At 63.8% G+C, this 26,490-nt stretch carries 22 protein-coding genes; 8 read left to right on the forward strand and 14 right to left on the reverse strand.

Annotated features, from left to right (window positions below; genetic code table 11):
• Positions 1–44 precede the first annotated feature (44 nt).
• Positions 45–1,124 carry a 4-oxalomesaconate tautomerase gene (locus ACF8GF_RS20220; protein WP_076403476.1) on the reverse strand — a complete coding sequence of 360 codons (1,080 nt, stop codon included), beginning with the start codon at positions 1,122–1,124 and terminating at the stop codon, positions 45–47.
• A gap of 146 nt (positions 1,125–1,270) precedes the next feature.
• Here ACF8GF_RS20220 and ACF8GF_RS20225 point away from each other — a divergent pair, with 146 nt between their 5' ends.
• Positions 1,271–2,164: a LysR family transcriptional regulator gene (locus tag ACF8GF_RS20225; RefSeq protein ID WP_003247268.1), complete on the forward strand. Its 894-nt coding sequence runs from the start codon at positions 1,271–1,273 to the stop codon at positions 2,162–2,164.
• Positions 2,165–2,182: 18 nt separating this feature from the next.
• Here ACF8GF_RS20225 and ACF8GF_RS20230 read toward each other — a convergent pair whose 3' ends face one another.
• Complete coding sequence (locus ACF8GF_RS20230) at positions 2,183–2,479, reverse strand: DUF3144 domain-containing protein (protein WP_176684457.1); 297 nt, start codon at positions 2,477–2,479, stop codon at positions 2,183–2,185.
• 397 nt (positions 2,480–2,876) lie between these two features.
• Here ACF8GF_RS20230 and mtlD point away from each other — a divergent pair, with 397 nt between their 5' ends.
• The gene (mtlD, locus tag ACF8GF_RS20235) at positions 2,877–5,000 is read left to right on the forward strand and encodes a bifunctional mannitol-1-phosphate dehydrogenase/phosphatase (RefSeq protein WP_176684458.1); all 2,124 of its coding nucleotides are present in this window, start codon (positions 2,877–2,879) and stop codon (positions 4,998–5,000) included.
• A gap of 79 nt (positions 5,001–5,079) precedes the next feature.
• On the opposite strand, the gene ACF8GF_RS20240 is transcribed toward mtlD, so the two are convergent.
• From ACF8GF_RS20240 to ACF8GF_RS20260, 5 genes are read right to left on the reverse strand one after another with little or no spacing between them, the layout of a single operon-like run.
• A complete protein-coding gene (locus ACF8GF_RS20240) occupies positions 5,080–6,264 on the reverse strand; it encodes an acetyl-CoA C-acyltransferase (RefSeq protein WP_392488415.1) in 1,185 nt (394 codons plus the stop codon).
• Positions 6,261–6,713 (reverse strand): thioesterase family protein, encoded by a 453-nt coding sequence (locus ACF8GF_RS20245; protein WP_176684460.1) that lies wholly within the window; start codon positions 6,711–6,713, stop codon positions 6,261–6,263. Before ACF8GF_RS20245 ends, ACF8GF_RS20240 begins: the two co-directional genes overlap by 4 nt.
• Entirely contained in the window at positions 6,713–7,876 is a 1,164-nt protein-coding gene (locus tag ACF8GF_RS20250) for an iron-containing alcohol dehydrogenase (RefSeq protein ID WP_176684461.1), read from the reverse strand. The genes ACF8GF_RS20245 and ACF8GF_RS20250 overlap by 1 nt, the downstream gene beginning before the upstream one ends.
• Positions 7,877–7,909: 33 nt before the next feature.
• On the reverse strand, positions 7,910–9,685 hold the full coding sequence (locus tag ACF8GF_RS20255; protein ID WP_392488416.1) for an acyl-CoA dehydrogenase C-terminal domain-containing protein: 1,776 nt from the start codon (positions 9,683–9,685) through the stop codon (positions 7,910–7,912).
• A complete protein-coding gene (locus ACF8GF_RS20260; protein ID WP_392488417.1) occupies positions 9,682–10,920 on the reverse strand; it encodes a 3-hydroxyacyl-CoA dehydrogenase NAD-binding domain-containing protein in 1,239 nt (412 codons plus the stop codon). Before ACF8GF_RS20260 ends, ACF8GF_RS20255 begins: the two co-directional genes overlap by 4 nt.
• A gap of 84 nt (positions 10,921–11,004) precedes the next feature.
• Here ACF8GF_RS20260 and ACF8GF_RS20265 point away from each other — a divergent pair, with 84 nt between their 5' ends.
• Together ACF8GF_RS20265 and ACF8GF_RS20270 are read left to right on the forward strand one after the other, a co-directional pair.
• On the forward strand, positions 11,005–11,928 hold the full coding sequence (locus ACF8GF_RS20265) for a LysR family transcriptional regulator (protein WP_176684464.1): 924 nt from the start codon (positions 11,005–11,007) through the stop codon (positions 11,926–11,928).
• Positions 11,929–12,028: 100 nt separating this feature from the next.
• Positions 12,029–13,990 carry an alkyl/aryl-sulfatase gene (locus tag ACF8GF_RS20270; RefSeq protein WP_392488418.1) on the forward strand — a complete coding sequence of 654 codons (1,962 nt, stop codon included), beginning with the start codon at positions 12,029–12,031 and terminating at the stop codon, positions 13,988–13,990.
• Positions 13,991–14,018: 28 nt separating this feature from the next.
• Here the strand turns inward: ACF8GF_RS20270 and ACF8GF_RS20275 are convergent, their stop codons facing one another.
• From ACF8GF_RS20275 to ACF8GF_RS20290, 4 genes are read right to left on the reverse strand one after another with little or no spacing between them, the layout of a single operon-like run.
• A complete protein-coding gene (locus ACF8GF_RS20275) occupies positions 14,019–14,312 on the reverse strand; it encodes a DUF202 domain-containing protein (RefSeq protein WP_176684466.1) in 294 nt (97 codons plus the stop codon).
• Positions 14,305–14,691, reverse strand: coding sequence for a YidH family protein (locus ACF8GF_RS20280; protein ID WP_176684467.1), 387 nt, complete (start codon positions 14,689–14,691; stop codon positions 14,305–14,307). Before ACF8GF_RS20280 ends, ACF8GF_RS20275 begins: the two co-directional genes overlap by 8 nt.
• Positions 14,691–16,001, reverse strand: a complete 1,311-nt coding sequence (locus ACF8GF_RS20285) for a DUF1329 domain-containing protein (protein WP_392488422.1) — start codon at positions 15,999–16,001, stop codon at positions 14,691–14,693. Before ACF8GF_RS20285 ends, ACF8GF_RS20280 begins: the two co-directional genes overlap by 1 nt.
• A 22-nt stretch (positions 16,002–16,023) precedes the next feature.
• The gene (locus tag ACF8GF_RS20290; RefSeq protein WP_392460996.1) at positions 16,024–17,877 is read right to left on the reverse strand and encodes a DUF1302 domain-containing protein; all 1,854 of its coding nucleotides are present in this window, start codon (positions 17,875–17,877) and stop codon (positions 16,024–16,026) included.
• 215 nt (positions 17,878–18,092) lie between these two features.
• On the opposite strand from ACF8GF_RS20290, the gene ACF8GF_RS20295 reads away from it, so the two are divergent.
• Positions 18,093–19,037: a LysR family transcriptional regulator gene (locus ACF8GF_RS20295; RefSeq protein WP_176684469.1), complete on the forward strand. Its 945-nt coding sequence runs from the start codon at positions 18,093–18,095 to the stop codon at positions 19,035–19,037.
• Between the two features lie 12 nt (positions 19,038–19,049).
• Here ACF8GF_RS20295 and ACF8GF_RS20300 read toward each other — a convergent pair whose 3' ends face one another.
• The 3 genes from ACF8GF_RS20300 to ACF8GF_RS20310 form a co-directional block, all read right to left on the reverse strand.
• Positions 19,050–20,303, reverse strand: a complete 1,254-nt coding sequence (locus ACF8GF_RS20300) for an MFS transporter (RefSeq protein WP_176684521.1) — start codon at positions 20,301–20,303, stop codon at positions 19,050–19,052.
• Positions 20,304–20,407: 104 nt separating this feature from the next.
• Positions 20,408–21,574 carry an acyl-CoA dehydrogenase family protein gene (locus ACF8GF_RS20305; RefSeq protein ID WP_020191767.1) on the reverse strand — a complete coding sequence of 389 codons (1,167 nt, stop codon included), beginning with the start codon at positions 21,572–21,574 and terminating at the stop codon, positions 20,408–20,410.
• 14 nt (positions 21,575–21,588) lie between these two features.
• Positions 21,589–23,136, reverse strand: coding sequence for an AMP-binding protein (locus ACF8GF_RS20310; protein ID WP_392488419.1), 1,548 nt, complete (start codon positions 23,134–23,136; stop codon positions 21,589–21,591).
• Between the two features lie 245 nt (positions 23,137–23,381).
• Between ACF8GF_RS20310 and ACF8GF_RS20315 the strand changes: the two genes are divergently transcribed.
• The 3 genes from ACF8GF_RS20315 (at position 23,382) to ACF8GF_RS20325 (ending at position 26,460) form a co-directional block, all read left to right on the forward strand.
• On the forward strand, positions 23,382–24,164 hold the full coding sequence (locus ACF8GF_RS20315) for an aldolase (RefSeq protein WP_021784050.1): 783 nt from the start codon (positions 23,382–23,384) through the stop codon (positions 24,162–24,164).
• 44 nt (positions 24,165–24,208) lie between these two features.
• Entirely contained in the window at positions 24,209–25,096 is an 888-nt protein-coding gene (locus ACF8GF_RS20320) for a dihydrodipicolinate synthase family protein (protein WP_176684471.1), read from the forward strand.
• Positions 25,097–25,245: 149 nt separating this feature from the next.
• Positions 25,246–26,460: a benzoate/H(+) symporter BenE family transporter gene (locus tag ACF8GF_RS20325; RefSeq protein ID WP_392460999.1), complete on the forward strand. Its 1,215-nt coding sequence runs from the start codon at positions 25,246–25,248 to the stop codon at positions 26,458–26,460.
• The last annotated feature ends 30 nt before the right edge of the window (positions 26,461–26,490 follow it).

Below are 26,490 nucleotides of genomic sequence, written 5' to 3' on the forward strand. Positions count from 1 at the left end.
GATGCGCTTGTTACGAATGTGCAGGTCTGGATCGGTGCCTGGAACTACCCGGCCAACCTGCGGAATGTAGGGGCGTAGACGAAACCTGAGAAGAGCCGCCGGGCGGTTCGCACCACCGAAGCCTGGATCGTCTGGCCATCGGCTCCGCTGCGCGTCAGCGCAACATCGATGCCGCCACTGGGGTGCTCCAGGCGGACCTCGGCCAGTTGCTGTGCACCTTCGCCCAACAGGTCGGCAATCACGGTACCAGGGCTGACGCAGGCAGTCGCCAGCCCCACGGCGCCAGTGATCGCCAAGGCACGATGGCAGTTGTGCGGCATGAAATAGCGAACCTGCAGCGTGCCATCATAGCGAGGCTTGGACACCAGCACTGGCTTGGGGATGACCATGCCACTGACATCGCCCAGGCCCATGGCCTTTCCGGCCTTCAGCCGCAACGCTTCCAGGCGTTCGAGCAGCGCGCTGTCGGCGTCCAGCTGAGCCGGGGTTTCCGAGCCGCTTACCCCCAGCTGGCTGGCCTCCACCACCATCATCGGCATGGCCATGTCGATGCAGGTCACCGGCACGCCATCAATCACGTCCTGGGCCTTGCCCGTGGGAAACAGCTTGCCGGTCTTGCTGCCGACCGCGTCGAGGAAGGTCAGGTGCACCGGGGCGGCGGTGCCCGGTACCCCATCGATCGCCGTGCGGCCTTCGTAGCGCACGATCCCGCCGGGCGTTTCGACCAGCGAATTGACGAAGGTGCCAGTGTTCAGGTTGCGAATGCGCACCAAGGTCTTGCCTTCCTGGCCTTTTACCAACCCCTGTTCGATGGCGAATGGCCCAACAGCACAGAGCATGTTGCCGCAGTTGGGGGCGGTATCGACGCGGCGCTGTGCGACCATGACCTGCACGAACAGGTAGTCGACGTCGGCGTCGGCGTGCAGTGACGGGCTGATGATCGCCACCTTGCTGGTCTGCGGGCTGCCGCCACCGATGCCGTCGATTTCCAGCTCATGGCCAGAGCCCATGAGGTTGATCAGCAACTCGTCGCGCTCGACCACATTGGCAGGCAGGTCCCAGGCGTGGAAGAACGGCCCTTTGGAGGTACCGCCGCGCATGAGTACGCAAGGAATTCGTTGCATGATTTCGCACTCTTGTTGATCAATGGACATCATTGATGCTGTGGGCAAAAGAGTGACAGGGATGGATAAATCAATCCAATGCAAATATCGTAGCTATTATTGCGATTTAAACATCAATAAAGCACCAGGCCAGTCGAAGGTTTTTTATGGAATATGAGCTGCAAGACATCAGATCTTTCGTGAAAATCGCCGAACTTGGCAGCTTTCATGAGGCCGCCGAAGCGCTTCACCTGTCCCAGCCGGCCCTGAGCCGGCGGATCAAGAAACTGGAGGAAGGCCTGGGCACCTCGCTACTGGAACGCACCACTCGCCGGGTCAGCCTGACCAGCGTGGGCCGCGACTTTCTGCCCAAGGCCAGGCGCCTGCTGGATGACTTTGAAGACTCGATCCTCAGCATCCGCGAACTGGCCGAGCGCCAGACCGGTCAGGTTACCCTCGCCTGCATTCCTACCGCGGCGTTCTACTTCCTGCCGTCGGTGATCCGCGATTACAACGAGCAATACCCGAAAATCCGCATTCGCCTGCTGGACCTTAGCGCCAACGACGGGCTCGAAGCCGTACTGCGCGGCGAGGCCGACTTCGGCATCAACATGATGAGTGGCCAGCACCCGGACATCGAGTTTGTCTCGCTGGTGCAGGAGCACTTTGTACTGGCCTGCCGGCGTGACCACCCACTGGCGAATCGTGCCTCCGTTACCTGGACAGAGCTGGCTGATTACCGCCTGATCGGCGTCGGCCGCCTGAGTGGCAACCGCATGCTGCTGGACCATGCATTGTCCGGGCTCAACCTGCGGCCCAAGTGGTTCTACGAAGTGCAACACCTGTCCACGTCGCTGGGCATGGTCGAGGCCGGGCTGGGCGTGTCCGCCATGCCCAGCCTGGCCATGCCCAATGCCGACCACCCCACGCTGGTGAGCGTGCCGTTGATCGAGCCGCAAGTCACCCGCACGCTAGGGCTGGTGTACCGGCGCGGCGCATCGTTGTCGCCGGCTGCGGAAAAATTCGTTTCGATCCTGCTGCAGAAATGGCCAAATCGCTGAGGGAGCGGCGCGCCTGGCTTAGTCGTCCTTGCCCAGCATGTACCGGTCAAAATGCTCGATATGCTCATCGAGGTTGTCCTCGAGCATCATCCGGTACTGGTCGCAGAAGTACTTCAGAATCTCTTCCCGTGCCGCACCCAGTTCCGCGCCGCTCTTGAAGCTGCGGGCGCTCATCCAGGCACTGAAGCGCGCTGCACCGAAGGTCAGCGAGGCGCTTACCTTGCCCAGGTCTTCGAACTTTTCGATCTGCTGGTTCGCCAGTTCGATGTGCGCATCGGCACGATCGTAAAAGGCCTGGTCGGTAGCTTGGGTCATTGGGGTTCACCTTGTTGCGCAATTCGCGCGGGAGGCCAAGCCTTGCATGTCACGGCGCATACGTGCAAGGCTGAAAAAGGGATCACCCATGACGAAAAGGAAGCAAAGCACCTCATGCTTGGAATCACACGTATCCATCGCTATTTGCGCCCACTGCCTGCGAAACCGACCGCAGCCAGTGGGCGTGAACTCAAGGCCAAACGCGCCACCCGCCTCGCCTCGAAGGTTGCCAACCTTCTCTGCACCCCCCGCTCCGCTCCGCCTTACCTCTGTGTCACCCCTGAGCGTCCCGCTGTCGAACGTGTGCCTCCGACCTGACTGCCTCCTCGGCAGCTCACACACCGTACTCGCCTGTTGCAGGCGGAGTGCCTGACGCAACGACAAGGGGCAACAGCCAATGCTTTTCTTTCACGGTAAACACATTTTCAGCGCCATCTTCGATATGGATGGCACCCTCTTCGACACCGAGCGCCTGCGCTTCAAGACACTCAAGCAAGCTTCTCTGGAAATCTTCGGCAAAGCGCTGAGCGAGCAGACCCTGATTGGCTCGCTGGGCCTGAGCGCAAAGAAGGCCGAGGCCCTTGCCAAGGCGCATAACGGCGACGACTTCCCGTACGCCGAAATCCGCCAACGCGCGGATGAACTTGAACTGGAGTACGTGCGCAATCACGGCGTACCAATCAAGGCCGGCCTGCTGGAGGTGCTGGAGCGCTTGCGCAAATCAGGCCTGACCATGGCGGTGGCCACTTCCAGCCGCCGTGCCATTGCCGAGGAATACCTGATCAACGCCAACGTGCTGAAGTACTTCGACATCACCGTTTGTGGCGATGAAGTCAGCCAAGGCAAACCCCACCCCGAGATTTTCCTGAAAGCCGCCCGCGCGCTCAATTGCGAGCCAGGCCAGTGCTTCATGGTCGAGGACTCGGAAAACGGCATGCTGTCGGCGATGCGTGCTGAAGGGCAGGCGATCCTGATCGAGGACATCAAGCCGCCTGCGCCGGAAATCAAGGCGGGCGCGCTAAAAGCCTACCGCAGCATGCATGAATTTCTCGCCGACCTGAGCGAGTGCGTACCCGACCTGGGCATGCCTGCATTGAGCGAGCCGTTTCCGGCCTCGATGAACCAGTTCAGCGTGGGCATTCATGGTTTCGGCGCCATCGGCGGCGGTTACCTGACACAGGTATTTTCCCATTGGGACGGCTACACCCGACCGCGTGAAATCATTGCCGCAACCCGCTCACGCATGCTGCGCGAAAGCGTCAGCGCCTTCGGCCGCTACAGCGTGCGCTACGGTGCCACGTCATTCGACCAGACCATCGACAACGTGCGCATGATCGACATGGACGATGACGACGCCGTCATCGGCATGTACACCACTGCCGAAATCATTGGCCTGAGCCTGCCCGAGCAGGCCATCAGAAGCCAGGCCAGGGTGATCGCCCAAGGCCTGCTGCAACGCTTCGAGCGCCGAGGCCGCGAGCTGACCCTGTTGATCGTGCTGAACAAGGTTGGCGGTGCGGCGTTCGTGCGGCGTCATGTGCAAGCCGAGTTGGCATTGCTGTGCCCGCCTGCGATCAGCGAGCAGGTTTTGCAGAAGACCCATTTCGCCGAAACGGTGGTCAGCCGTATCGTGTCCAAACTGGGCAACGACGCGCTGGTACGGCAACTGCGCATCAAGTCGCAGATGTTCCAGAACAGCCTGGAAGACGAGCCTGCAAGCACCCGCAAGCCCTCGGCGCCGCTACCAGAGTACGAAAGGCTGATCGGCCACTTCAGGCCCTTTGCACAGCCCAGCAGCGCCATGAGCCAGCTGCATCTGGTGCTGTTCAACAGCGAAGCCGACATGCCGCTTTACGCCGAGCGCGGCAGCGATCTTCTCGAACGCCTGCGCCAGGTGAAGACAGTCCCAGACATTGCCCAGATCCAGATCATCAAGAACCGCCTGTGGAACGGCCCGCACGCCATCGTGGCCTGGTACGCCAGCCTGCTGGGCCATGCCTGGGTCGGCCAGGGCATGGGCGATACGCGAGTGAGTGAACTGGCCGAGCGCCTGATTCGCCAGGAGGTCGCGCCTGCACTGGTGGCCGAATACCCACAGATGGCCGAGGTGGTCAGCCGCTTTGCCGAGGCATTCCTCGAGCGCTGCAAAACCTCGTTCAAAGACCCGTGTGCCCGGGTAGGCCGCGACCCCTTGCGCAAGCTGCAACGCAACGAACGCATCCTCAGCAGCATCGACCTTGCCCGCAAGCACGGTATTGCAACCCCAGCCCTGGCGTTTGGCGCCGGGCTCGCCATTCACCACGCCCTGAACTGCAGCGACAGCAAAGACCTGGAAAGCCAGGCAATCAGGCAGGTTTACCTGGATAACCAGGAAAGCGTCGAAGCCGTGCTCACCCATGCCAACAAACCGTTCCCCGGGTTGTGCCCCGTCAAGGACGCGGAACTGATCGCTGCCATCAGTGAAGGTTTCCGCCAATTGCCACAGCCGGCTTTGCGCCACGCGGTTGCTGTAGGCTCATAACCAGCCCTGGCCGGGACACTGTGGGCGCGGGTTGCGCCTGCGTCCCGGTCACCGCCATGGGCTGGCCCTGGGTACCGGCCTAAAGCACCTCGAACAAGCCCGCTGCGCCCATGCCGCCGCCCACGCACATCGTCACGACCACGTACTTCACCTTACGTCGCTTGCCCTCCAGCAAGGCATGGCCGACCATCCGCGCGCCGCTCATGCCGTAGGGGTGGCCGATAGCAATGGCGCCGCCATTGACGTTCAGTTTCGCCGGGTCGATCTGCAACCGCTGGGCGCAATACAGCACCTGGCAGGCGAACGCCTCGTTCAGCTCCCATAGCCCGATATCGTCTACCGTCAGGCCCTGCTGGCGCAGTAGCTTGGGCACTGCCAATACCGGGCCGATGCCCATTTCCTCGGGGGCAAGGCCAGCCACGGCGATACCGCGGTAAAGCCCCAGGGCTGCAGTGCCCGAGTGCGCCGCCAGCGCGCCCTCCATCAGCACGCAGGCACTGGCGCCATCGGACAACTGACTGGCATTGCCGGCCGTGACACAACCGCCTTCGACCACGGGCTTGAGCCCCTGCAGATCGGCCAGGGTCGTCGCCGGCCGGTTCCCTTCGTCCTGGGTCAGGCGCACCTCTTCATGGCTGACAACACCTGTCAGCTTGTCCACCACCTTCTTGCGTGCGATGACCGGCACGATTTCAGCGGCAAACAGCCCTGCCGCCTGCGCCGCCGCCGTGCGCTGCTGAGACTGCAGGGCGTAGACATCCTGCGCTTCGCGGCTTATGCCATAACGCCGGGCCACCCGTTCGGCCGTTTGCAACATCGGCATGTAGGCGTGCTCGCTCATGCGCAGCACCGCGGGGTCGTAAGCCTCACTGGCCAGCTGGTTGTGCACCTGCTGCACCAGGCTGATCTGCTCCTGGCCTGCGCCAATGGTCACCTGCATGCCATCAACCATGATCTGCTTCGCCGCCGTGGCAATGGCCATCAGGCCTGAAGCGCACTGGCGGTCGACGGTCTGACCGCTGACCGATTGGGGCAGGCCGGCGGCCAGCGCCGACAGCCGCCCCGGGTTGATCGCGGCAGTGCCGCTCTGCATGGCAGTCCCCAGCACTAGGTCATCGACCTGTGCCGGTTCGATGCCGGCACGTTCTACTGCGGCGCGGATAGCGACAGCCGTCATGCTGGGGGTTTTCAGGTCGTTGAAGGCGCCACGCATGGCTTTGCCGATAGGGGTGCGAGCAGTGGCGACGATCACGGCGTCTTTCATGATGGCTGTTCCTCAGGGGATAGGGGCTGCAGTTCGCTCAACACGTGCCGCAGGCAGTCCGGCACCGGCACCGGACGCCGCCCTTCGCGGTCGACGAATACATGGACGAAGCGGCCGGTGGCGCAGGCCAATGGCTGACCGGCAAGGAACACGGCCAACTGATAGTGCACCGAGGTGTTGCCCAACCGGCTCACCGCAAGGCCCACTTCGACGTCATGCGGGAAGGCCACCGGCGCCTGGTAGTCGCAGGCGGAGCTGACCACCAGCGCGATCACCCTCCCCTGGTCGATATCCAACCCGCCCTGCCGCACCAGCAGGCGGTTCACGGCGCTGTCGAAAAAGCTGTAATAAACCACATTGTTCACGTGGCCATAGACATCGTTGTCGTGCCACCGGGTGGTGATGGGCGTGAAGTGCCGATAGTGTTCACGTTGCCGGAGGTGGCTCATCAGTAGGCTGCCTCATAGATGGCCAGCGCATCGGTCTGGGTGACTTCACGCGGGTTATTGACCAAAAGGCGTTGCTGTTGCATCGCGTCTTCGGCCAGCTGGCCAAGCCGATGACGTGGTATATCGGCGTCGCGCAGGCGGTCCGGTAACCCGCAGCGGCTGCTCAGCGCGGCCAGCTCGGCCACGAATTGTTCTGCCTGCTGGCGTTGATCGCCGGGCTGCAAACGGGCCCCCAGCAGCGGCACGGCCAGTTCGGCGTAGTCCACTGCCGCCACCGGCAGGTTGAAGCGCAGCACATGCGGCAACACCAGCGCGTTGGCCAGGCCATGGGGAACATGAAAGTGCCCACCCAGCGGATAGGCCAGGGCATGCACCGCCGCCACCGGTGCATTGGCAAAGGCCTGGCCGGCCAGGCAAGCCCCCAGCAGCATGGCCTGGCGGGCCTGCAGGTTGCCGCCGTTGTGCACAGCCTGGTCAAGGTTATCCGCCAGCAGTCGCAGCGCCTCACGGGCCAGCAGGCTGGACAGCGGGTTACGCTTGAGGCGGCTGGTATAGGCTTCGATGGCATGCACCATGGCGTCGATACCGGTAGCAGCAGTCACCGCCGCTGGCAGGCCGAGGGTGCAGACGGCGTCGAGCACTGCCAGGTCTGGCAACAGCAGCGGCGAAACAATGCCCATCTTGGTGGTGGCACCGGTGGTGACGATGGCGATCGGCGTCACCTCCGAACCGGTACCTGCCGTGGTGGGCACCTGGATCAACGGCAGCCGGCGGCCCTTGGCCTTGTCGATGCCGTACAGCTCGGCGATGGGCTGCGAACAGTCGCGGTGGGCCAGCAGCGCAACCAGCTTGGCCACATCCATCGAGCTGCCGCCGCCGAACCCCACCACCAGGTCGGCACCGATATGCCGGGCGCGCTGGACGGCCGCCAGCACGCATGCCTCGCTGGGGTCGGCCGTAACCTCACTGAAGATCGCCACGCCGACCTTGGTTGCCGTGAACCCCGGCAGCAGGTCATCGAGCATGCCTAGGCGGGCGATACCCGGGTCACTGACGATCAATACACGCTTGGCACCGCGCTCACGGCACAGGCCTGCAAGGCGCTGCACCGCGCCGGGTTCGCAGAGGATCTGCGCAGTGGTGGCAAAGCTGAAAGGCTGCATCGCACTCTCCTTGTTCGTGTGGTTTGCCGTGCGCTAGAACGCGAAATCGCTCTCTGGTAGCGCCATCAGGCAATCTGCGCCACCCAGCAGGGCCTCGCGATGAGCGGTGGCGCGGGGCAGGAGCCGCCGCCAGTAGAACGTCGCGGCATGAAGCTTGGCCCTGTAGAAGGCCGTTTCCGCGCTGCCGGCGGCAAGCGTTGCTTGCGCATGCACAGCCGCTTGCAACCACATCGCCGCCAACAGCACGTAGGCCGAGTAGGCAAGAAAATCAACCGACACTGCCCCTGACTCCTGAGGGTCGCGTTGACAGGCCTCGACCACATGGCCGGACAAGGCGCGCCACTCCTCCAAACGTTGCCCCACGGCGGTCGCCATGGCCTGCAGGCCGCCGAGCGCATTGGCAGCCCTGACGTGCAGCGCCATTTCGTCGATCAGCAGATTGAGCTCGGCCCCGCCGTCCCCCAGGACCTTGCGGCGTATCAGGTCGAGGGCCTGTATGCCGTTGGTGCCTTCATAAAGCTGGGTGATGCGGCTATCGCGCATCAACTGCTCCATGCCCCACTCGCGGATGTAGCCGTGGCCGCCATACACCTGCACCCCAAGGCTGGCGACCTCCTGACCGACGTCGGTGAAGAACGCCTTGACGATAGGGATCAGCAACGCCGCCCGCCGGGCTGCCGCCTGGCGCGCCGGTGCACTTTTCGCAGCGTGCTCCAGGTCCAGTTGCCGAGCGGTGTAGATGCCCAGCATGCGACAACCCTCGGTAAGGGTCTTCTGGGTCAGCAGCATGCGCCGCACGTCTGGATGGACGATAATCGGATCGGCAGGCTTTTCCGCAGCCACCGGCCCGGCAAGCGAGCGCGACTGCAGACGCTCCCGGGCATAGGCCAGCCCCCCCTGAAAAGCGGCCTCGGCAATACCAAGCCCCTGCAGGCCGACCTGGAAGCGGGCATCGTTCATCATGGTGAACATGCAGGCCAGGCCCTGGTTGGCCTCCCCCACCAGCCAGCCTTGGGCACCGTCGAAATTCATCACGCAGGTCGAGGCACCCTTGATGCCCATCTTGTGTTCCAGCGCCCCGCAGCCCAGCGCGTTGCGCTCGCCACCGGGCAGCAGCTTGGGCACCAGGAACAGGCTGATGCCCCTGACACCGGCCGGCGCATCAGGCAGGCGCGCGAGTACCAGATGAACGATGTTGTCGGTCAGGTCGTGCTCGCCACCACTGATGAATATCTTGCTGCCGGTAATGCGGTAGCTGCCGTCCGCTTCCGGCTGGGCGCGGGTACGCAGCAACGCCAGGTCGGTGCCGGCCTGCGGCTCGGTCAGGCACATGGTGCCGGCCCACTCGCCACTGACCATCCGGCTCAGGTAGGCCTGCTTGAGTGCTTCGCTGCCATGGCGATGCAACGCCAGGACCGCGCCCTCGGTCAGGCCGGAGTAGATGCGGAACGACAACGACGCCGCCATCAGCATTTCATGGAAGCTGGCCGATGCCATCTGCGGCAATCCCTGGCCACCATAGGCCTGCGGCCCGGTCATACTGGCCCAGCCATGCTCGACGTATTGCCGATAGGCGTCCCGCATGCCGTCCGGGGTGGTGACCTCGCCGCCCACCCACTGGCAGCCCTGTTCGTCACTGTTGCGATTGAGCGGGGCGATGATTTGGCCAGTGAAACGTGCGGCCTCCTCAAGGATGCCGTCGAGGGTGTCGCGGTCCAGTTCGATACCTAGTTGCTGGCAATGTCCGCTCAGGTCGAACAGTTCATGCAGCACGAAACGCATGTCGCGAAGGGGCGCCTGGTAGTTCATGCCTGAACCTCCCCACGCGGTTCGAAACGCTTGCCACCGGCCACAAGTGAGTAGAGCAGCCCTGCCGGGCGCCAATGCTCGCCAAGCACGCCCTGCAGGTATTCCAGCCGGGCCAGGATGAACGGCGCCCCCTGCTCGTCGGCCCAGCGCATGGGCCCGCCAGTGGCAGCCGGGAAGCCATAGCCGTGGAGCCAGACCTGGTCGATGTCGCCGCTGCTGGCGGCGATACCTTCCTGGAGAACCTTCGCCCCTTCGTTGACCAGTGCCAGCAGGCAGCGCTCGAGGATTTCCTCGGCACTGATGCCCCGGCGTCGGTAGCCAAGTTTCTGGGATACCTGCAGCACCAGGGCGTCGACCTGCGGGTCATGCTCGGCCTGTCGGCTGCCGGGCGCATAGCGGTAATAGCCTTGCCCGGTCTTCTGCCCGAGACGACCGAGCTCGCACAGCGCGTTATCGACCTGCACCAGCGGGTCGTGCATGCCTTGCCCGGCCAACTGCCGGGCGCGCCACTCCAGGTCGATGCCCACCACGTCGTACATGCGGAACGGCCCCATGGCGAAGCCGAACTGCTGCAGCACCGCATCCACCTGATGTGGCAACGCCCCTTCAAGCAGCAACTTGCGCGCTTCGCCCACATAGCTGCGCAACATGCGATTGCCAATGAACCCAGGGCAGTTGCCTGCCACTATCGCCACCTTGCCCATGCGCTCGCCCAGCGCGCGTGCAGCGTCGAGCACTTTCTGATCGGTGTGTGTCCCACGCACGATTTCGAGCAGCTTCATGACATGCGCAGGGCTGAAGAAATGCAGCCCCAGGACCTGGGACGGCCGCTGGGTGACGGCGGCAATCGCGTCGATGTCCAGTGCCGAGGTGTTGCTGGCCAGGATTGCACGTGGCTTGAGGTGTGCATCCAGTGCACGGAAGATTTCCTGCTTGAGCGCCAGGTTTTCATACACCGCTTCAATCACCAGGTCGGCCTCCGCCAATGCCGGATAGCCGTCCACGACCTGCACACGCGCCAGGCAGGCGTCGGCCTGGGCCTGGGTGATGCGCTGCTTGTCCACCTGCTGGGCCCAGGCTTGGCTGACCATGCCCAGCCCGGCTTCGAGCGCTGCCGCGTTGCAGTCCAGCCACAGCACCGACAGCCCGGCGTTGGCCAGGCTGATGACGATGCCGCGGCCCATGGTGCCTGCACCTATCACAGCCACCTGATTGATCGGGAAGGGAGTATTCACGCGCAACGCTCCTGCTTTCTTGTAGGTATGAGGACTGTGATCACCCTAAGCAGGCCGAAGGTATTTTTGAAATTTCCATTTCGTATGCCATATATTTTCGGCATGAATATTTCGAACTTCGACCTGAACCTGCTGCGCGTCTTCGACATGTTGCTGCGTGAACAGAACGTATCCCGCGCAGCCGAGCGTCTGGCCCTGACACAGCCGACCGTGAGCAATGCCCTGGCGCGCCTGCGTGACCAGCTGGGCGACCCGCTGCTGGTCCGCGTGGGCCGGCGCATGCGCCCGACGCCACGGGCCTTGGCACTGGAGGGGCCGATACGTGCGGCGTTACAGCAGATCGAGCAGACGCTGGGCACCGGCGATGGCTTCGAGCCACAGCGCAGCCATCGCCAGTTGCGCATCGCCCTCACCGATTTCGTCGAACAGCTGTGCATGCCGCCACTCCTGGCGCGGCTGGAACTACTGGCCCCCAACGTGCGCATCGACGTGGTGCACCTGGCCCCCAACCTGCCGGCCGAGGCGCTGGACCGGGGCGACCTCGACCTGGTACTGGGCCGTTTCGACGAGGTGCCGGCGCGCTTCACCCGCCACCCCTGGCGCCGTGAAACCCTGCAGATCGCGCTGCGCCAGCAGCACCCGCACCTGGCGCCGGGCCAGGCACTGGACCTCGACGCATTCCTGGGCTTGCGGCACATCTGGGTGCACGGCGGCCAGACCCGGGGCATGGTCGACCAGTGGCTGGCCGAGCAAGGCCTGACCCGGCAAATCGCCTATACCACGCCCAACTACCTGCAGGCCGCACATCTGGCCGCAGCCACCGACATGTGTGTGGTGCTGCCGCGGCAACTGGCCCAGCAGTTTGCGCACCTGCTGCCCTTGGCGGTGCACGAACTGCCTTTTGCCCTGGAGCCTTTCGAACTGGAACTGGTACACCTGAGCCACCGTCAGCACGACCCCGCCCTGGCCTGGCTGGTCGAACAGATCCTCACGCTGCCCCCCGCCTGAGCCATCAGGAAACGCGATAGCCGCCATGCCGCTCTGGTATTGGCTGGTGTGCAAGCCCCTCCCCTAGAGTGTTCTGCCCCAAGAACAACAAGGACATCCCATGCGTTTTTCACTGTCGATGCTGGCGCTTGCCCTGCTGGCCCCCCTTCCGAGCCTGGCCGCAACAGCGGCCAAGGATGCCACGCCGGCCACCCTGGCCAGCAACCAGCAGTGGCTGCAACGGTTACCCTTCGAGGATCGCGTCGACTACGAAACAGCCCGGCGTGGGCTGGTCGAGCGGTACGACGGGCCAGTCGCGACGGCCGATGGCAAGACCGTGTGGAACCTGGCCCAGTATGCTTTTCTGGAACCGGCGCAGTCCCCTGCCACGGTAAACCCGAGCTTGTGGCGCCTCGCTCAGTTGAACAACATCGCCGGGCTGTTCAAGGTCACCGAGGGCATCTACCAGCTTCGCGGCCTGGACCTGGCCAACATGACCATCGTCGAGGGGCAGGACGGGCTGATTGTGATCGACCCGCTGCTTGCCGTGGAGACCGCCAAGGCGGGCCTCGAACTGTACTTCAAGCACCGGCCGCGCAAGCCGGTGACCACGGTGATCTACACCCACCCGCACGTCGACCATTTCGGCGGGGTGCGCGGGGTGATCAACGAGGCGGACGTCAAGGCTGGCAACGTCCAGGTCATCGCGCCCGAAGGCTTCTTCGAACATGCCATCGGTGAAAACGTACTGGCCGGTCCGGCCATGAAGCGCCGCGCCCAGTACATGTACGGCGCCCCTCTGCCTCGCGGGCCGCGAGGCCAGGTGGATGCCGGGCTGGGCAAGGGCGTGCCGGCCAATGCCACCGTCAGCCTCATCGCGCCGACGCTTGAAATCAGCCAACCGCTGCAACGCATGACCCTGAGCGGCGTGGAGGTGGAGTTCCAGCTGACCCCGGGCACCGAGGCGCCGGCGGAAATGAACATCTATTTCCCGGCGTTCAAGGCACTGTGCATGGCCGAGAACGCCACCCACGTGCAGCACAACGTACTGACGCTGCGCGGGGCCCTGGTGCGCGATCCGAAAGTGTGGGCCCATTACCTGGACCAGTCGCTGGTGCGCTACGGCGACCAGGCCGAGGTGGCGTTCGCCCAGCATCACTGGCCCACTTGGGGCAAAGTGGCCATCCGCGACTACCTGGCTGACCAGCGCGATATGTACGCCTTCCTCGACAGCCAGACCTTGCGCCTGATCAATCAGGGCCAGACACCCATGGAAATTGCCCAGACCCTGGCCAGCCTGCCACCGCGCCTGGCAAGCAAATGGTACAGCCGCGACTACTACGGTTCGCTCAGCCATAACGTCAGGGCCGTCTATCAACGCTACATGGGGTTCTACGACGGCAACCCGGCCAACCTCGACCCATTGCCACCGCAAGCGGCCGGCAAGCGTTACGTGGCGGCCATGGGGGGTGCCGATCAGGTGCTGACCCAGGCCCGCCAGGCCTTCGCCGAGGGCGACTATCGCTGGGTGGCGCAATTGGTCAACCATCTGGTATTCGCCGAGCCGGACAACACCGAGGCCCGCGAACTGCAGGCCGACGCGCTGGAGCAACTGGGTTACCAGAGTGAGAACGCCACCTGGCGCAATGCCTACCTCAGTGGCGCGCAGGAATTGCGCTCAGGCGTTGCCGCCGGTGCGGGTAGCGGCGGCAACGCCGATGACATGGTGCGGGCCCTGACACCCAGCCTGTTTTTCGACTACCTGGGCGTGCGGGTAAATGCCTACCAGGCTGCCGATAGCGACCTGACCATCAACTGGCGGTTTTCCGACCTGGACGAAGACTACGCCCTGACCCTGCGCAACGGCGTCCTCACCCACCGCGACCTGGCGCGCCACGCCAAGGCCGATGTAGAGGTCACCATGCGCAAACAGACGCTGGACCGCATTGCCCTCAAACAGACAGGCTTTCTCAAGGAAGCCACAGCAGGGGCTATCGACATCAAAGGCGAACGGGTGAAATTCCTGCAATTCATGGGGGGGCTGGAAGAGGCTGATTCGCGCTTCAATATCGTCACGCCCTGAACGGCAGCGGGCGGCGCCGGCACTGTGCTCAGCCGCCCTTCGCCAACCGGCACAAGCCTGCCAGTGCCATCAGCCACACCACGCTGCCCAATGCCAGCACTACCCACGGCGCAGGCTGACCGCGTTCGGCCTGCAACATCGCCAGGCCCCGCTCGTAACGCCGCCGCTGGCGGGTCAGCAGCGCCAGCGCGGCCACGCCCGCCAATGCCAGCACGTACACATCGCCTTGACGACAGGCCAATGCCGCCACTGCCACCAGCGCCAGCACAGTGCGCCGCCAGGCCAGCTCGGTGCGTTCTGCCTGCAGGCCCGGATCACCCATGCCAGCGTGGCCACAGGACGAGACCTGCCAGCAGTACGGCGACCAGACAACCCAGCGCCAACAACGGCACCAGTGCCGGCAATGGCAACGGGCGTCGTTGATGCAATGCCCGCTCTACCCGCAGCCAGCGCAGGCAGGCGCCAGCGCTCAGCGATGCGCTAAGCAGCATCAGGCCAGCGACCAACCACAGCCGCAGGTGTGCCTCGAGGACGTGACCGGCGAAGGTTTCAATGGCGATCGCGCCACCCAGCAGCGCCAGCGCGGTGCGGATCCAGGCCAGGAAGGTACGCTCGTTGGCCAGGGTGAAGCGCGGATCAGGCGCTTCACCCTGGCCCAACAGCCGCTGCGACCAGACAGGCCGTGGTTCAGGTACGCCCATCAGCGCACACCAAAGCTGCGCAGGGCGCCGGGCGAGAAGTACGAAAGGCTGGTGCGCACATTGAAGGCAAACGGCCGACGCTGTTCGTTGATCAACCCCGATGCATGGTAGCGGCCGCTCTTGAGGTCGTAGGTGATCTCCATGGCGTTGACCGCCACCTGGCCGCCGGGGTGAAAGAAACCATGGGCCTGGGAGGTTCGCCACAACTCGCCCCGTGCGTCGTAGCTATCTGTTTCGAGAATGGCCCAGGTGTCTTCATCCAGGTAGAACCGGCGCTTGGCATAGATATGCTGCGCCCCGGGCTTCAACGTCGCCTCCACGACCCATACCCGGTGCAGCTCGTAGCGGGTCGGTGTCGGGTCGATGTGGCCTGGCTTGATCAGGTCCGCATAGCGCAGCTCGGGCGATGCCAGGCGGTAACTGTTGTAGGGCACGTGCAGCGTCTGCTTGCCCAGCAGCTTCCAGTCATACCGGTCGGGTGCGCCATTGAACATGTCGCGACTGTCGGCGGTACGCAGGCCGGCGGTGCCCGGCCCGGTGGTGTCATAGGCGATGTTCGGCGCACGCCGTACCCGCCGCTGGCTGGCACTGTACACCCAGGACAAGCGCGGTTCGGCGACCTGGTCCAGTGTCTCATGCACCACCATCGCATCACCGGCAAGCCGCGAGGGCGCCGTCATGCGGTAGGTGAAATAATAAAGTACATTGCCCGCCCCCAGGTTGGCCAAACCTTCGGGCCGGGCCACTTCCTGACGCGCACTCATCAGTACGAAGCGGCCATTCTTCAGCGGTGTGACGCTGTCGGAGCTCAGGCTGTAGCTGATGTTGCGATGCCGGGTCAGGTGGTTCCAGATCACCTCCAGGCCGTTGGTTGGCTGTGGAAAGGCGATGACACCCGTGAAACCGCGCACACCGTTGCCCTGGTCATCCAGCTGCGCCTGCTCGGCGTTGCGGGCGGCCGATGCCGCGACCGCGTCGGGTACCGCAACACTGCGGTGGGTGGGATACACCGGCAAGCTCAGGCTGGCCGGGAAGCGCTTGAGCAAGGCCACCTGGCCGTCGGTAAGCTGACCTCGGTACTGCCGGTAGTTGGCGGCCGTGATCCGGTACAGGGGCTGCTCATCGGCAAACGGGTCCAGCGGCGTGCCGTTGTCGCCCAGGCGTTGCTGGGCCGTACTCAACCCACCTTGCCAGGCCGGGATGCGCCCGTCGGGGCTGGCAGCACGCTCGGCCCCCACCGGGGTCAGGTTGTCGGGCAGGCCGGCTGCCGCCAGCGCGCCGCTCGCCCAGAACAGGCCGATCATCACCATGCGCATTTTCATTGTCATGCCCTCAGAAAGTGACGCCCACGCTCAGCGAGATGAAGTCCCGGTCGCCGCGGGTGCCATAGTCGCCGTCGATGAAGTCGGTGTACGACACGCTCAGGCTGTAGGTGCTGGCAAGCGTCGCATCCAACCCGACGCTGATGGCCCTGGAGCCTTCGCTGAAGGCCGACCCCTCCACCGGGCCGGTGCCGTGCACGTCATGTGCCCAGGACAGGTTCGGCCGCAGGTCGAAACCGGCAATCACATTGGGGTAGGCCCAGGTGGCGCGTAGCCGGTAGCCCCAGGAAAACGGGGTCATGAAGCCTTCGTCATTGCAATGCTCAGGGGTTTTGGAAATGGCCACGCACACACTGTTGTCCGCCAGTTCGCCGCTGTTGAACGTGCCCGAACGCCCATAACGAGGGCCATAGGCGCCCTCCAGACCGCCGACGTAGGTGGCGCCCGCCTCGCCTATCAGCAGCACCTGGTTGGCACCCATCACCTGGCTGAAAGCGTGAACAGCGGTTACCTGCAACTGGGTCATCTCTTTACGGCGGTAGCCGTCGAACAACGTACTGGCGCTGTCTGGCCGCAGACCATCGCCCAGCAAGGGCGAGCGGCCATCGACGTTCAACAGCGACTGGATGATGTCGGTGCCGTTGAGCTGCATGGGCATGTTCGGCCGGTAGCTCAGCTCCCCCTGCAGCGCCGTGCCGGTGCGCAGGGTGGTGGAGAACGAAAGGCCGTAGAGGCGAATGTCCTCGGGGTATTGCACCCGGTACTGCGAGGTGCCCAGGCGTAGCGCGCCGACCAGCGACTGGCCTGCGCTGGAGCCCAGGAAAGCGGCACAGTCTGCAAGCCCGATAGCGAGGTTGGCGCACAGCTGCGGGGCGAAACGGCGGTTGTCGAAATACGGGCTGCTGACCGTACCCAGGTAAGGCGTACGGCTGTGGTAGTTCGCCGCGTAGGCGCCAAACTCGGTGTCCAGCGCCGCCACGTACCAGCGCAGCGAAACGCCCCACTGCCCGCTGTTGCGGGCATCCTGGTCGCTGCCGCGGGGTATGCGCACCCCTTCGCTGGTGAGGTTTACACCAAACGGCGCAAGCCCGGCCACGGCTGTGGGGTTGCCGAGCAATTTGGCGCCCACGTCCAGGCCATCACACCCATCGGGCAAAAAGTCGTTGTTCGAAAAGAACGTGCCGCAGTTGTCGAGCTGGGTCTGTTCCCAATCCAGCTGATAGAAACCGTCGACCGACAGCGCTTCGGTGAGGTTCTGGGTGAAGTAGAACAGGTTCACCGGCACCAGCGCGTCCTTCACTTCCGAACCGGGGCGGCGCAAGGCCGCCAGGTTAAAGGGGTTGATGACGTTCAGACCGCCCTGAATGAAGGTGCTTTCACCCCAGTTGACCACTTGCTTGCCCAGCCTGAGCGAGCCCGGCTGGCCGTCGATGTCGTACAGGTAGTAACCGAAGGCATCGAGCAGCTGGCTACCTGCAGTCTTGGCTGAGCGCTTGCGGTTGTTGTCCTCGACCTGCTTGAAGCGCTGATCGTGATCACGCAGGGCCGTGTCGTACCAGTAGGTACCGCGAAGGAACACCCCCAGGTTGTCGTGCTTGAGCTCCAGGTCATGGGTGCCTTTGAACACCGCTGAAAACACATCGCCGGAGGCAAAGTTCAGGCGGCCGTCATCGCTGTTGGCGCTGAGGTGCAGGGCCGGGTCAGGGTTGGCAGTCGCAATGCTGGTACCAAAGGAAAGCGCCGAGTCGAATTGCCCCTCAAGTTCACCCCAGTGAAACTGAGCGGCACCGGCAGATGCAGAAAAAAGTACTGATGAGGCAAGTACCGACAACGGTCCCGAGCGACCGTAAATACGAGATGCCATCACTCTTAACCTCTTATTGTGTTTATTAGAGAGTGAATTGCGAGTTAATGCTTAAGTACGGCGCAAAGGCCTGCAGGCAAGGCCTTGGGCAATTATTCGAACGTTTCTGTTATCCTCGTTTTGCTGCTTACCGATACTAAGTAGGCCACCGGGGCTGAAACAAATAGCGTCTCCCGATGGTTGCCATATCACTTCGGCATAGCCTGAGAATCACGATGACTTTGAAACAACTGCGTTATTTGATCGCCATTGTCGAAGCCGGCAGTTTCTCCAATGCCGCACGCCAGGCGTTCATCGCCCAACCCGCCTTGAGCCGACAGATAGGCCTGCTGGAGAGCGAACTGGAAATGCAACTGCTGGCGCGCCAGCATGACGGTATCGAACTGACCGATGCCGGGCGGCAGTTGTACGAAGTGGCACGATCGGTCGTGCAGCAGCTCGATTCGGTGAAGGACGAGCTGAAGTCCAGCCGCGGCAACCCCAAGGGGCACGTGGCCATCTCGATTCCCGCCACTGCCTCGGCACTGTTGTTGCCGGCCATCATCACCCAGGCCCAGGTACGCTTCCCGGGTATCAAGCTCACCGTATGGGATGGCCTGAGCCGCGAAGGTGGCCAGGCGATCGAGCTGGGCAAGGTGGATTTCGGCGTGGTGCCCAACGCCGAAGAGCTTGTCCATGTGGTCGCCGAGCCCGTGTTTTCCGAAGACCTGTACTGGGTCGGCTTGCCTGGGCACGGTCCTGACGAGTCGCCCATCACCTTGGCTGAGGCCGCAGCGAGCCGCCTGGTAATGCCACCCCGTAGCCTGCACTTGCGCAGGCGCATCGAGCAGGCTGCCATGGAGACCGGTGTGACACTGGACTCCAGCTACGAACAGCAGTCGGCCCCCGGTATCACCAGCCTGGTCCGTGCCGGCCTGGCGGCCACCATCAGCAACTGGCCGCCGCTGCTGGATCTGGCCGCGCCTGCCAGCGCGCGGCTGATAGTGGAACCGCGCATCACCCGCACCATCGCCTTGGCCCACTCGCAGCACAAGCCGCTGTCGTTTGCCGCCGCCTGCATGCGCGACCTGGTGCGCGCACTGCTGGTGGATGCGGTGCGCAGCGAGCGCTGGAAAGGCACCCTGATCGAGCGCGAGGCCCTGGCGGAGCAGAGCCTCTGAGCGCAGTGAACATCACGCTTGGGCAGGCGCAGCCGTGCCCACCTGCATCAGACGTTGCCGGGTTTTCTGTGGGTCCATCCAGGCCAGCCCGATCAGCCCGGCAATCACCAGCACCGCGCCGCACACCAGAAAACCCTGGCCAAACCCTGCCGTGTGCCCGGCCCCGGCGCCCTGCACCAGCAAACCGGTGACCACCGGTGCCGACAGCCCGGCCAACGAGGCGATACCGTTGCCGATCGCCAGAATGCCGCCGCGCTGCCCGCTGGGCGTGAACTCCGCCAGCATGGCAGGCCCTACCGAGTACATCACCAGCGCCAGCCCGCCGCTGAACGTGAGGCTGACGATCCGCTCGACGTTGCTCAGACCAGGCAGGAACAACGCCGCTGACAGCAGCCCGCTGGCGATCAGGCACACGGAAACGAACGCACCGCGCGACCAGCGTGTGGCAACCCCGGCACGCATCATTCGCTGTGACAGCCAGGCCATGAACAGGCTCAACGGCGTGGTAACCACCACGAACAGAACGAACACCTGGCCGGTCATGATCGGGTCGATACCCAGCCCGGTTTCCAGATAGCTCGGTACCCAGGTCAGGGTCAACGCCAAGGACCAGTTGGCGGCGAAGTGGCACAGGTAGTTGCCCAGTACCGTGCGGTCACCGAGCAGACGACGATAGGGAACAGAGGCCTGCCCTTCTTCAAGCTGGCCCGGGCGAATGCGGTCGAGGTTGCCCTCGCTGCCCAGCAGCCACCACAGCACACACCACACCGCGCCGATCACCGCCAGCACGATGAAGTTCATGCGCCAGCCGTAGTGCACACTGATCCATGGGATCATGGCACCCGCGACCAGCAGCCCCAGCGCACTGCCGGTATGCAACAGCGCCACGGGAAGGTTGCGACGGTCGTTGGGGAACCACTTGTACAAGGCATGTGTAGCCACCGGTGAGGCCGGCCCCTCGCCAATACCCAGCAGCACCCGGCAGGCGACGATCGCCCACAGCGAGCTGACGAACAACATGGGCAACTGGATAAGCGCCCAGAATGCGCCCATGCCCAGCAGCAGGGTGCGGGTTGGCCGCCGGTTGGCCATGAAGCCGCCTATCACCGCCGAGATGGCGAAGAACCAGTGCAGTGCGCCCCCTACCAAGCCGAACTCGGCAGGGGACAAGCCCAGTTCCTTGGACATCGGCACCGCCACCAGGCCGATGACCACCTTGTCCAGGAAATTCACCAGCATCAACAGCGCCAGCAGTACCGCAATCATCCAGGCCGTGCCTGCACGCGCGGGGGTGTCAGTATGAGTCATGATGATCTCTCGTTCTTGTTCTTGTCTGGAGAACCCGGCCACCACGGGCCGGGCATACCGCGTCATTGCTCAGGCATGAGCACGCCCTTGGCGATGGTGTTGCGCTGGATCTCGCTGGTTCCGGTGAGAATGCGCATCATACGTGTCGCGCGGAATATCCACTCCACCGGGTTGCCACGCAGCAGCCCGGCACCGCCGTGTATCTGCACCGCACGATCGGCGATGCGGAAGGCCGTCTCCGAAACGAACAGCTTGCACATCGGGGCCTGGGTGCGGATATTGCCGCCGGCATCATTCACCGCTGCCGTGGCGTAGACCATGCTGCGTGCAGCATGCAGCTCGGTGGCCATGTCAGCGATCATGTGGTTGATCGACTGGAACATGGCGATAGGCTGGCCGAACTGCTTGCGCGTGCGGGCATAGTCGATCGAGAGGTTCAGGGCCAGGCCGGCCAGCCCCAGCAAGGTGGGGCAATGCAGCAGGCGATTGAGGGTGATGCGCCCCATCGCCAGCTTGAAACCCTGCCCTTGCTCACCGATGCGGTTGGCCGCCGGCACCCGTACGTCCTCAAGGATGATGTCGCCATGCGCACCACCGCCGGACATGACCGAATAATCGCTTTCAACCCTTACCCCCGGGGCACTCAGGTCAACGAAGAATGCAGAAATTCCTTGGGCACCGCGCCCGGGATCCGTCACTGCAAGCAGCACGGCGATGTCGGCATAGGGCGCACCTGAAATGTAGCGCTTGGCGCCGTTCAGCACATAGTGTTCACCTTCCCGCCGTGCGGAGGTCTTGATCGCCGTTGCATCAGAGCCGGCTTCGCTTTCAGTCAGGGCGAAGCACACGGCCTTTTCGGCACGGCACACCGGCTGCAGGAACGCCTCGATCTGGGTCGGGCTCGCCACCTTGAACAGATGGCCGATGCGGGGCGGCCCGGAAAGCTCACCGAGAATATGCGGCGCCAGCATCGAGCCGGTGAGCACCGTGGCTTCCTTGACCGCACACAGGTCTGACACGCTCAAACCGGCGCCACCTATCGCCTCGGGCAGCATGATGTTGTAGAAGCCCTGCTCGCACGAGCGCTGCCATACCTGCTGCAGCACCGCCCGCGGGTGCGGCTCCGCCCAACTGAGACCGGCTTGCTGTTCCAGGGGCAGGATTTCGTTTCGAACGAAGCCACTGATGGCCTCGATGATCTGTTGGGCCTTTTCGCTTGGCTGATACATGGTCGTTCCTCGTGTCAGATACGGCGTTCGCTGTTTTGCCAGTAGGCGTCACGGATCAGCCGGCGTACCACCTTGCCGTTGGGGTTTTTCGGCAGCTCGCTGACGAAGTCCACCGCACGTGGTTTCTTGAAGCCGGCCAGGGCCTGGGCGCAATGTTCGATGACGTCCTGCTCCTGCAGCACCATGCCCGGCTTGAGCACGATCACCGCCCGCACCGCTTCGCCCCACTGCTCGTCAGGCACCCCCACCACCGCCGCCTCGAACACCTGCGGCATGCTGTAGAGCACCTGCTCGACCTCGCTGGGGTAAATGTTGAAACCACCGGAAATGATCATTTCTTTCTTGCGGTCGACGATGAACACATACCCCTGCTCATCCACCGTGGCCAGGTCGCCAGTCAGGTAGTAGCCGTCGCGCATCACCTCGGCGGTGAGGTGGGGTGCGCGCCAGTAGCCCTGCATGATGTCCGGGCCCTTGACTACGATTTCGCCCACCTCTCCCGGCTGGACGTCCTGGAAGTGGTCGTTCACCACGCGCAGGTCGGTCTCGAAGTAGCAACGCCCGCACGAGGCCAGGCGCCGGTAGTCGCCGCCCTCGCACAGATGGTCCTGTTCGGTCAGGACGGTTACCAGCGAGCAGGTCTCGCCAGCACCGTAACCCTGGGCCAGGATCGGCCCGAACACCTCGATGGCCCGCTTCACCAGTGCTGGCGCCATCGGCGCGGCACCGTACATCACCAGGCGCAAGCTGCTCAGGTCGTAGCGCTCGACATCGGGGAAGTTGACCAGGCGATTGATCATGGCAGGTACCAGGAACAACCGGGTCACGCCTTCGCGCTGGATGGTCTCGAGCAACAGTTGGTCGTCGTAGCGCTCCAGCAGCAGGTTGCAGGCACCGACCGCCAGCAGTGGCATCAGCTGCATGCCGCTGGCATGGGTGATAGGGCCAACGTGGGCCATGACGTCGCCAGGGGCGGCGCGACGGGTGGGGCTGGCGAGGCTTTTGCGGATAAGCGCCTTGCGGTTGCCTACGCTGAGCATCGCAGCCTTGAGCACACCGGAGCTGCCAGAGGTGTAATGCAAAACGGCGAGGGCATCGTCAGGCAGGTCGCAGCTGATTGGCTGACTACTGCCTTGGGCCAACAGTGCTGCGTAGGTGATGTCACCGCCCCGCTCACCCAAGGTCACGATCAAGCGTAACGAAGGTACCTCCTGCCTGCGAGCCAGCAACGCCTGGGCGAGTTGCGCATCGGCGATCAGCGCGACACTGCAGGCGTCGTTGAGCACCTGAATCACTTCATCCGGTGCCAAACGCGCATTGACCGGTACCTTGACCAGGCCGGCCTTGTAGAAAGCCACCTCTGCTTCCACCAGTTCGGCGCGGTTGGGCGCCAGGATGGCGACATGCTCGCCCATGGCGATGCCCTGTGCCAGCAAGGCCGAGGCCAGCTGGTTGGCCCGCTGTTCGAGCTGAGCGAAGGTCAGCCGGGTATGGCGGTCGATCACCGCCAAACGTTCAGGCCAGTATCTTGCACTTCGACTGGATAGGGTTCCTAGGTTCACGTTGTTGTTCTCGTCGACGGTTAAGACCAGGTCGATGCTAAACAGCGGGAAGCCGGGGCAAGTAATACCAGTTACGTATGCACGCCATAACAGATTGCGCTGGCACGGGCGCTTTGACGACCTGAGCCAAGGATGACACATCGCTTGCATATGACACACTGTGTCATTATGATCAACGCCGTGTCCTGGCGTCGCCTCCGCGCCGATCAGTCATCCATACACTCCTCCCCTTGCAGGTACCGCCCATGACGACCACCATGCACACCCCCAAGGACCAGCTTGTCAAACTCGCCCAGCAACAGATGCTGACGGCGCTGGCCGACAACACCTACACCGCGCGACAAAAGCTCGCCCTCACCTGCCGTATCCTGTTCGACGGCGGCCACGACTCTGGCCTGGCCGGGCAGATCACTGCGCGCGCGCAGGAACCTGGCACCTACTACACCCAACAACTGGGGCTTGGCTTCGACGAAATTGCCGCCTCCAACCTGCTGGTAGTGGACGAAGACCTGACGGTGCTGCAAGGCCGTGGCATGGCCAACCCGGCCAACCGCTTCCACAGCTGGCTGTACCGCGCCCGCCCCGACGTCAACTGCATCATCCACACCCACCCGCTGCACAGCGCCGCCTTGTCGATGCTGGAAGTTCCGCTGGCCATCTCGCACATGGACCTGTGCCCACTGTTCGACGACTGTGCATTCCTCAAGGAATGGCCCGGTGTGCCGGTGGGCAACGAAGAAGGCGAAATCATCGCGAAGGCGATTGGCGACAAGCGCGCAATCCTGCTTTCCCATCATGGCCTGCTGATCGCTGGCCGTTCGATCGAGGAAGCCTGCGTGCTCGCCCTGCTGTTCGAGCGCGCAGCAAAGATGCAACTGCTGGCCATGGGCGCCGGTGACATCCGCCCCATCCCCGAAGCACTGGGCAAAGAAGCCCACGACTGGATTTCCACCCCCAAACGTCACGGCGCCGCCTTCAGCTACTACGCGCGCCGTGCCTTGCGTGCCCATGGCGACTGCCTGGGCTGATCGAAGCTGTACTCTTTCCTCAACAACGGCAAAGGTGCCTGGTCATGTCTACATCTGTAATTCGCGGCGTTATCGGCTACACCATCACCCCCTTCACGGCAGACGGCACACTCGACCTGGATGCCCTGGGCACGTCCATCGATAGCCTGATCGCAGACGGCGTGCACGCCATCGCGCCGCTGGGCAGCACCGGCGAAGGGGCCTACCTGTCCGATAACGAATGGGAAACCGTGGTGCGCTTCAGCCAGGCACGCATTGCCGGGCGCGTACCCAGCGTGGTCAGCGTCTCCGACCTGACCACCGCCCGCACCGTGCAGCGTGCCCGCCTGGCACAGGCCTGCGGTGCTACGGCAGTGATGGTGCTGCCCATCTCTTACTGGAAGCTCACCGAAGCCGAAGTGGTCGCCCACTACAAGGCGGTCGGCGCCGCCATCGACATTCCGATCATGCTCTACAACAACCCGGGCACCAGCGGCACCGACCTGTCGGTGGAGCTGATCCTGCGTATCCTCGGCGAGGTGCCCAACGTGACCATGGTCAAGGAAAGCACCGGTGACATCCAGCGCATGCACCGCCTGTTCAAGGCTACGGATGGGCAGGTGGCGTTCTACAACGGTTGCAACCCGCTGACCCTGGAAGCCTTGGTGGCCGGTGCCACGGGCTGGTGTACCGCCGCGCCCAACCTGATCCCGGCACTCAACCTGGCGCTGTGGGACGCCGTACAACAAGGCGATCTGGCCGAAGCCCGTGCGTTGTTCTATCGCCAGTACGAACTGCTGGAATACATCACCCGCCGTGGCCTGCCGACCACCATCAAGGCCGGCCTGAAAATGCTCGGCCAGGATGTCGGCGCCCCACGCCTGCCCCTGCAGCCACTGGATGCGCAAGGCAGCAACCACCTGAAAAGCCTGCTGGTGGCGCTGACCAACTGACGCACAAAACTGCCCGGCAGCCTGTCGCTGTCGGGCAGCCTTTTTCTTCAGAAACAGCCTTTTGCAGCGAAGGGGCCAATGACGCTGCAGTCGCATTACCCCTTCGCCACACAAAACTGCTCCTCATCTGACCATTCCCAGAGGCAACCATGGACGCGCCTGCACAAAGCTCTGCTATCCCACTGAGGCTGACAGACATCCTTCACCCGGTGATTGCCGGACTCGTTTCGGTGATCGTCAACTACGGCGGCACGTTCATCCTGGTGTTCCAGGCAGCCAAAGTGGCCGGGCTGAGCCCGGAACTGACGTCATCGTGGGTCTGGGCGGTGTCGATCGGCGTCGGCCTCAGCGGCCTGGCACTGTCCTGGTACACCCGCGAGCCGGTCATCACAGCCTGGTCCACGCCAGCCGCCGCGTTCCTGGTCACCGCGCTTGCCAGCGTGCCCTACAGCGAGGCCATAGGTGCCTACCTGCTGTCGGCCGCCGGCTTCGTGGTGCTGGGGCTTAGCGGGTGCTTCGAGCGCCTGGTGCGCGTCGTGCCCGGCGGCATTGCCGCCGGCCTGCTGGCCGGCATCCTGCTGCAGTTCGGCATCGGTGCCTTTGCCAGCCTGTCGGTCGACCCCGCCCTCGCCGGGCTGCTGATTGCAGCCTATGTGGCCTTCAAACGCTTCACCGCCCGTTACGCCGTGGTCGCCATACTGCTGCTGGGCCTGGGCTACCTGTTGCTGCAGGGGCAAGTGGGCCTGACGACGTTGCGGCTGGAATTCGCCTCACCGGTTTTCACCGCGCCCACCTTCTCCCTCAACGCGGCCCTCAGCGTGGCCCTACCCTTGTTCCTGATCACCCTCACCGGCCAGTACATGCCCGGCATGCTGGTGCTGCGCAACGATGGTTTCAAGACCAGCGCCAACCCGATTGTCGCCGTCACCGGCATCGGCTCGTTGCTGATGGCGCCCTTCGGTTCACACGCGTTCAACATCGCCGCCATCACCGCAGCCATCTGCACCGGCAAGGAAGCCCATGAAAACCCGGACAAGCGCTGGGTAGCGGGCATCGCTGCCGGTGTCTGCTACATCCTGGTCGGGGTGTTCGGCGTCACGCTCGCGAGTGTCTTCATGGCCCTGCCGGGCACCTTTATCACCACCCTGGCGGGCCTTGCCCTGCTGGGTACCATCGGCGCCAGCCTGGCCAGCGCCATGGCCGATGCCCGCTCACGCGAGTCAGCACTGATCACCTTCCTGGCGGCGGCGGCCAACATCAGCCTGTTGGGCATTGGCGGGGCTTTCTGGGGCCTGGTCATTGGTCTGCTGGCCCATGTTGTACTCAACGGCCGCCTCCCCGGTTTGAGGGGCGCCTCCCGCTAAGCGGGATTTCCACCATCCTGCCGTGCGCCA

The organism is Pseudomonas sp. yb_5 (assembly GCF_043103865.1).
GTDB lineage: Bacteria > Pseudomonadota > Gammaproteobacteria > Pseudomonadales > Pseudomonadaceae > Aquipseudomonas > Aquipseudomonas putida_Y.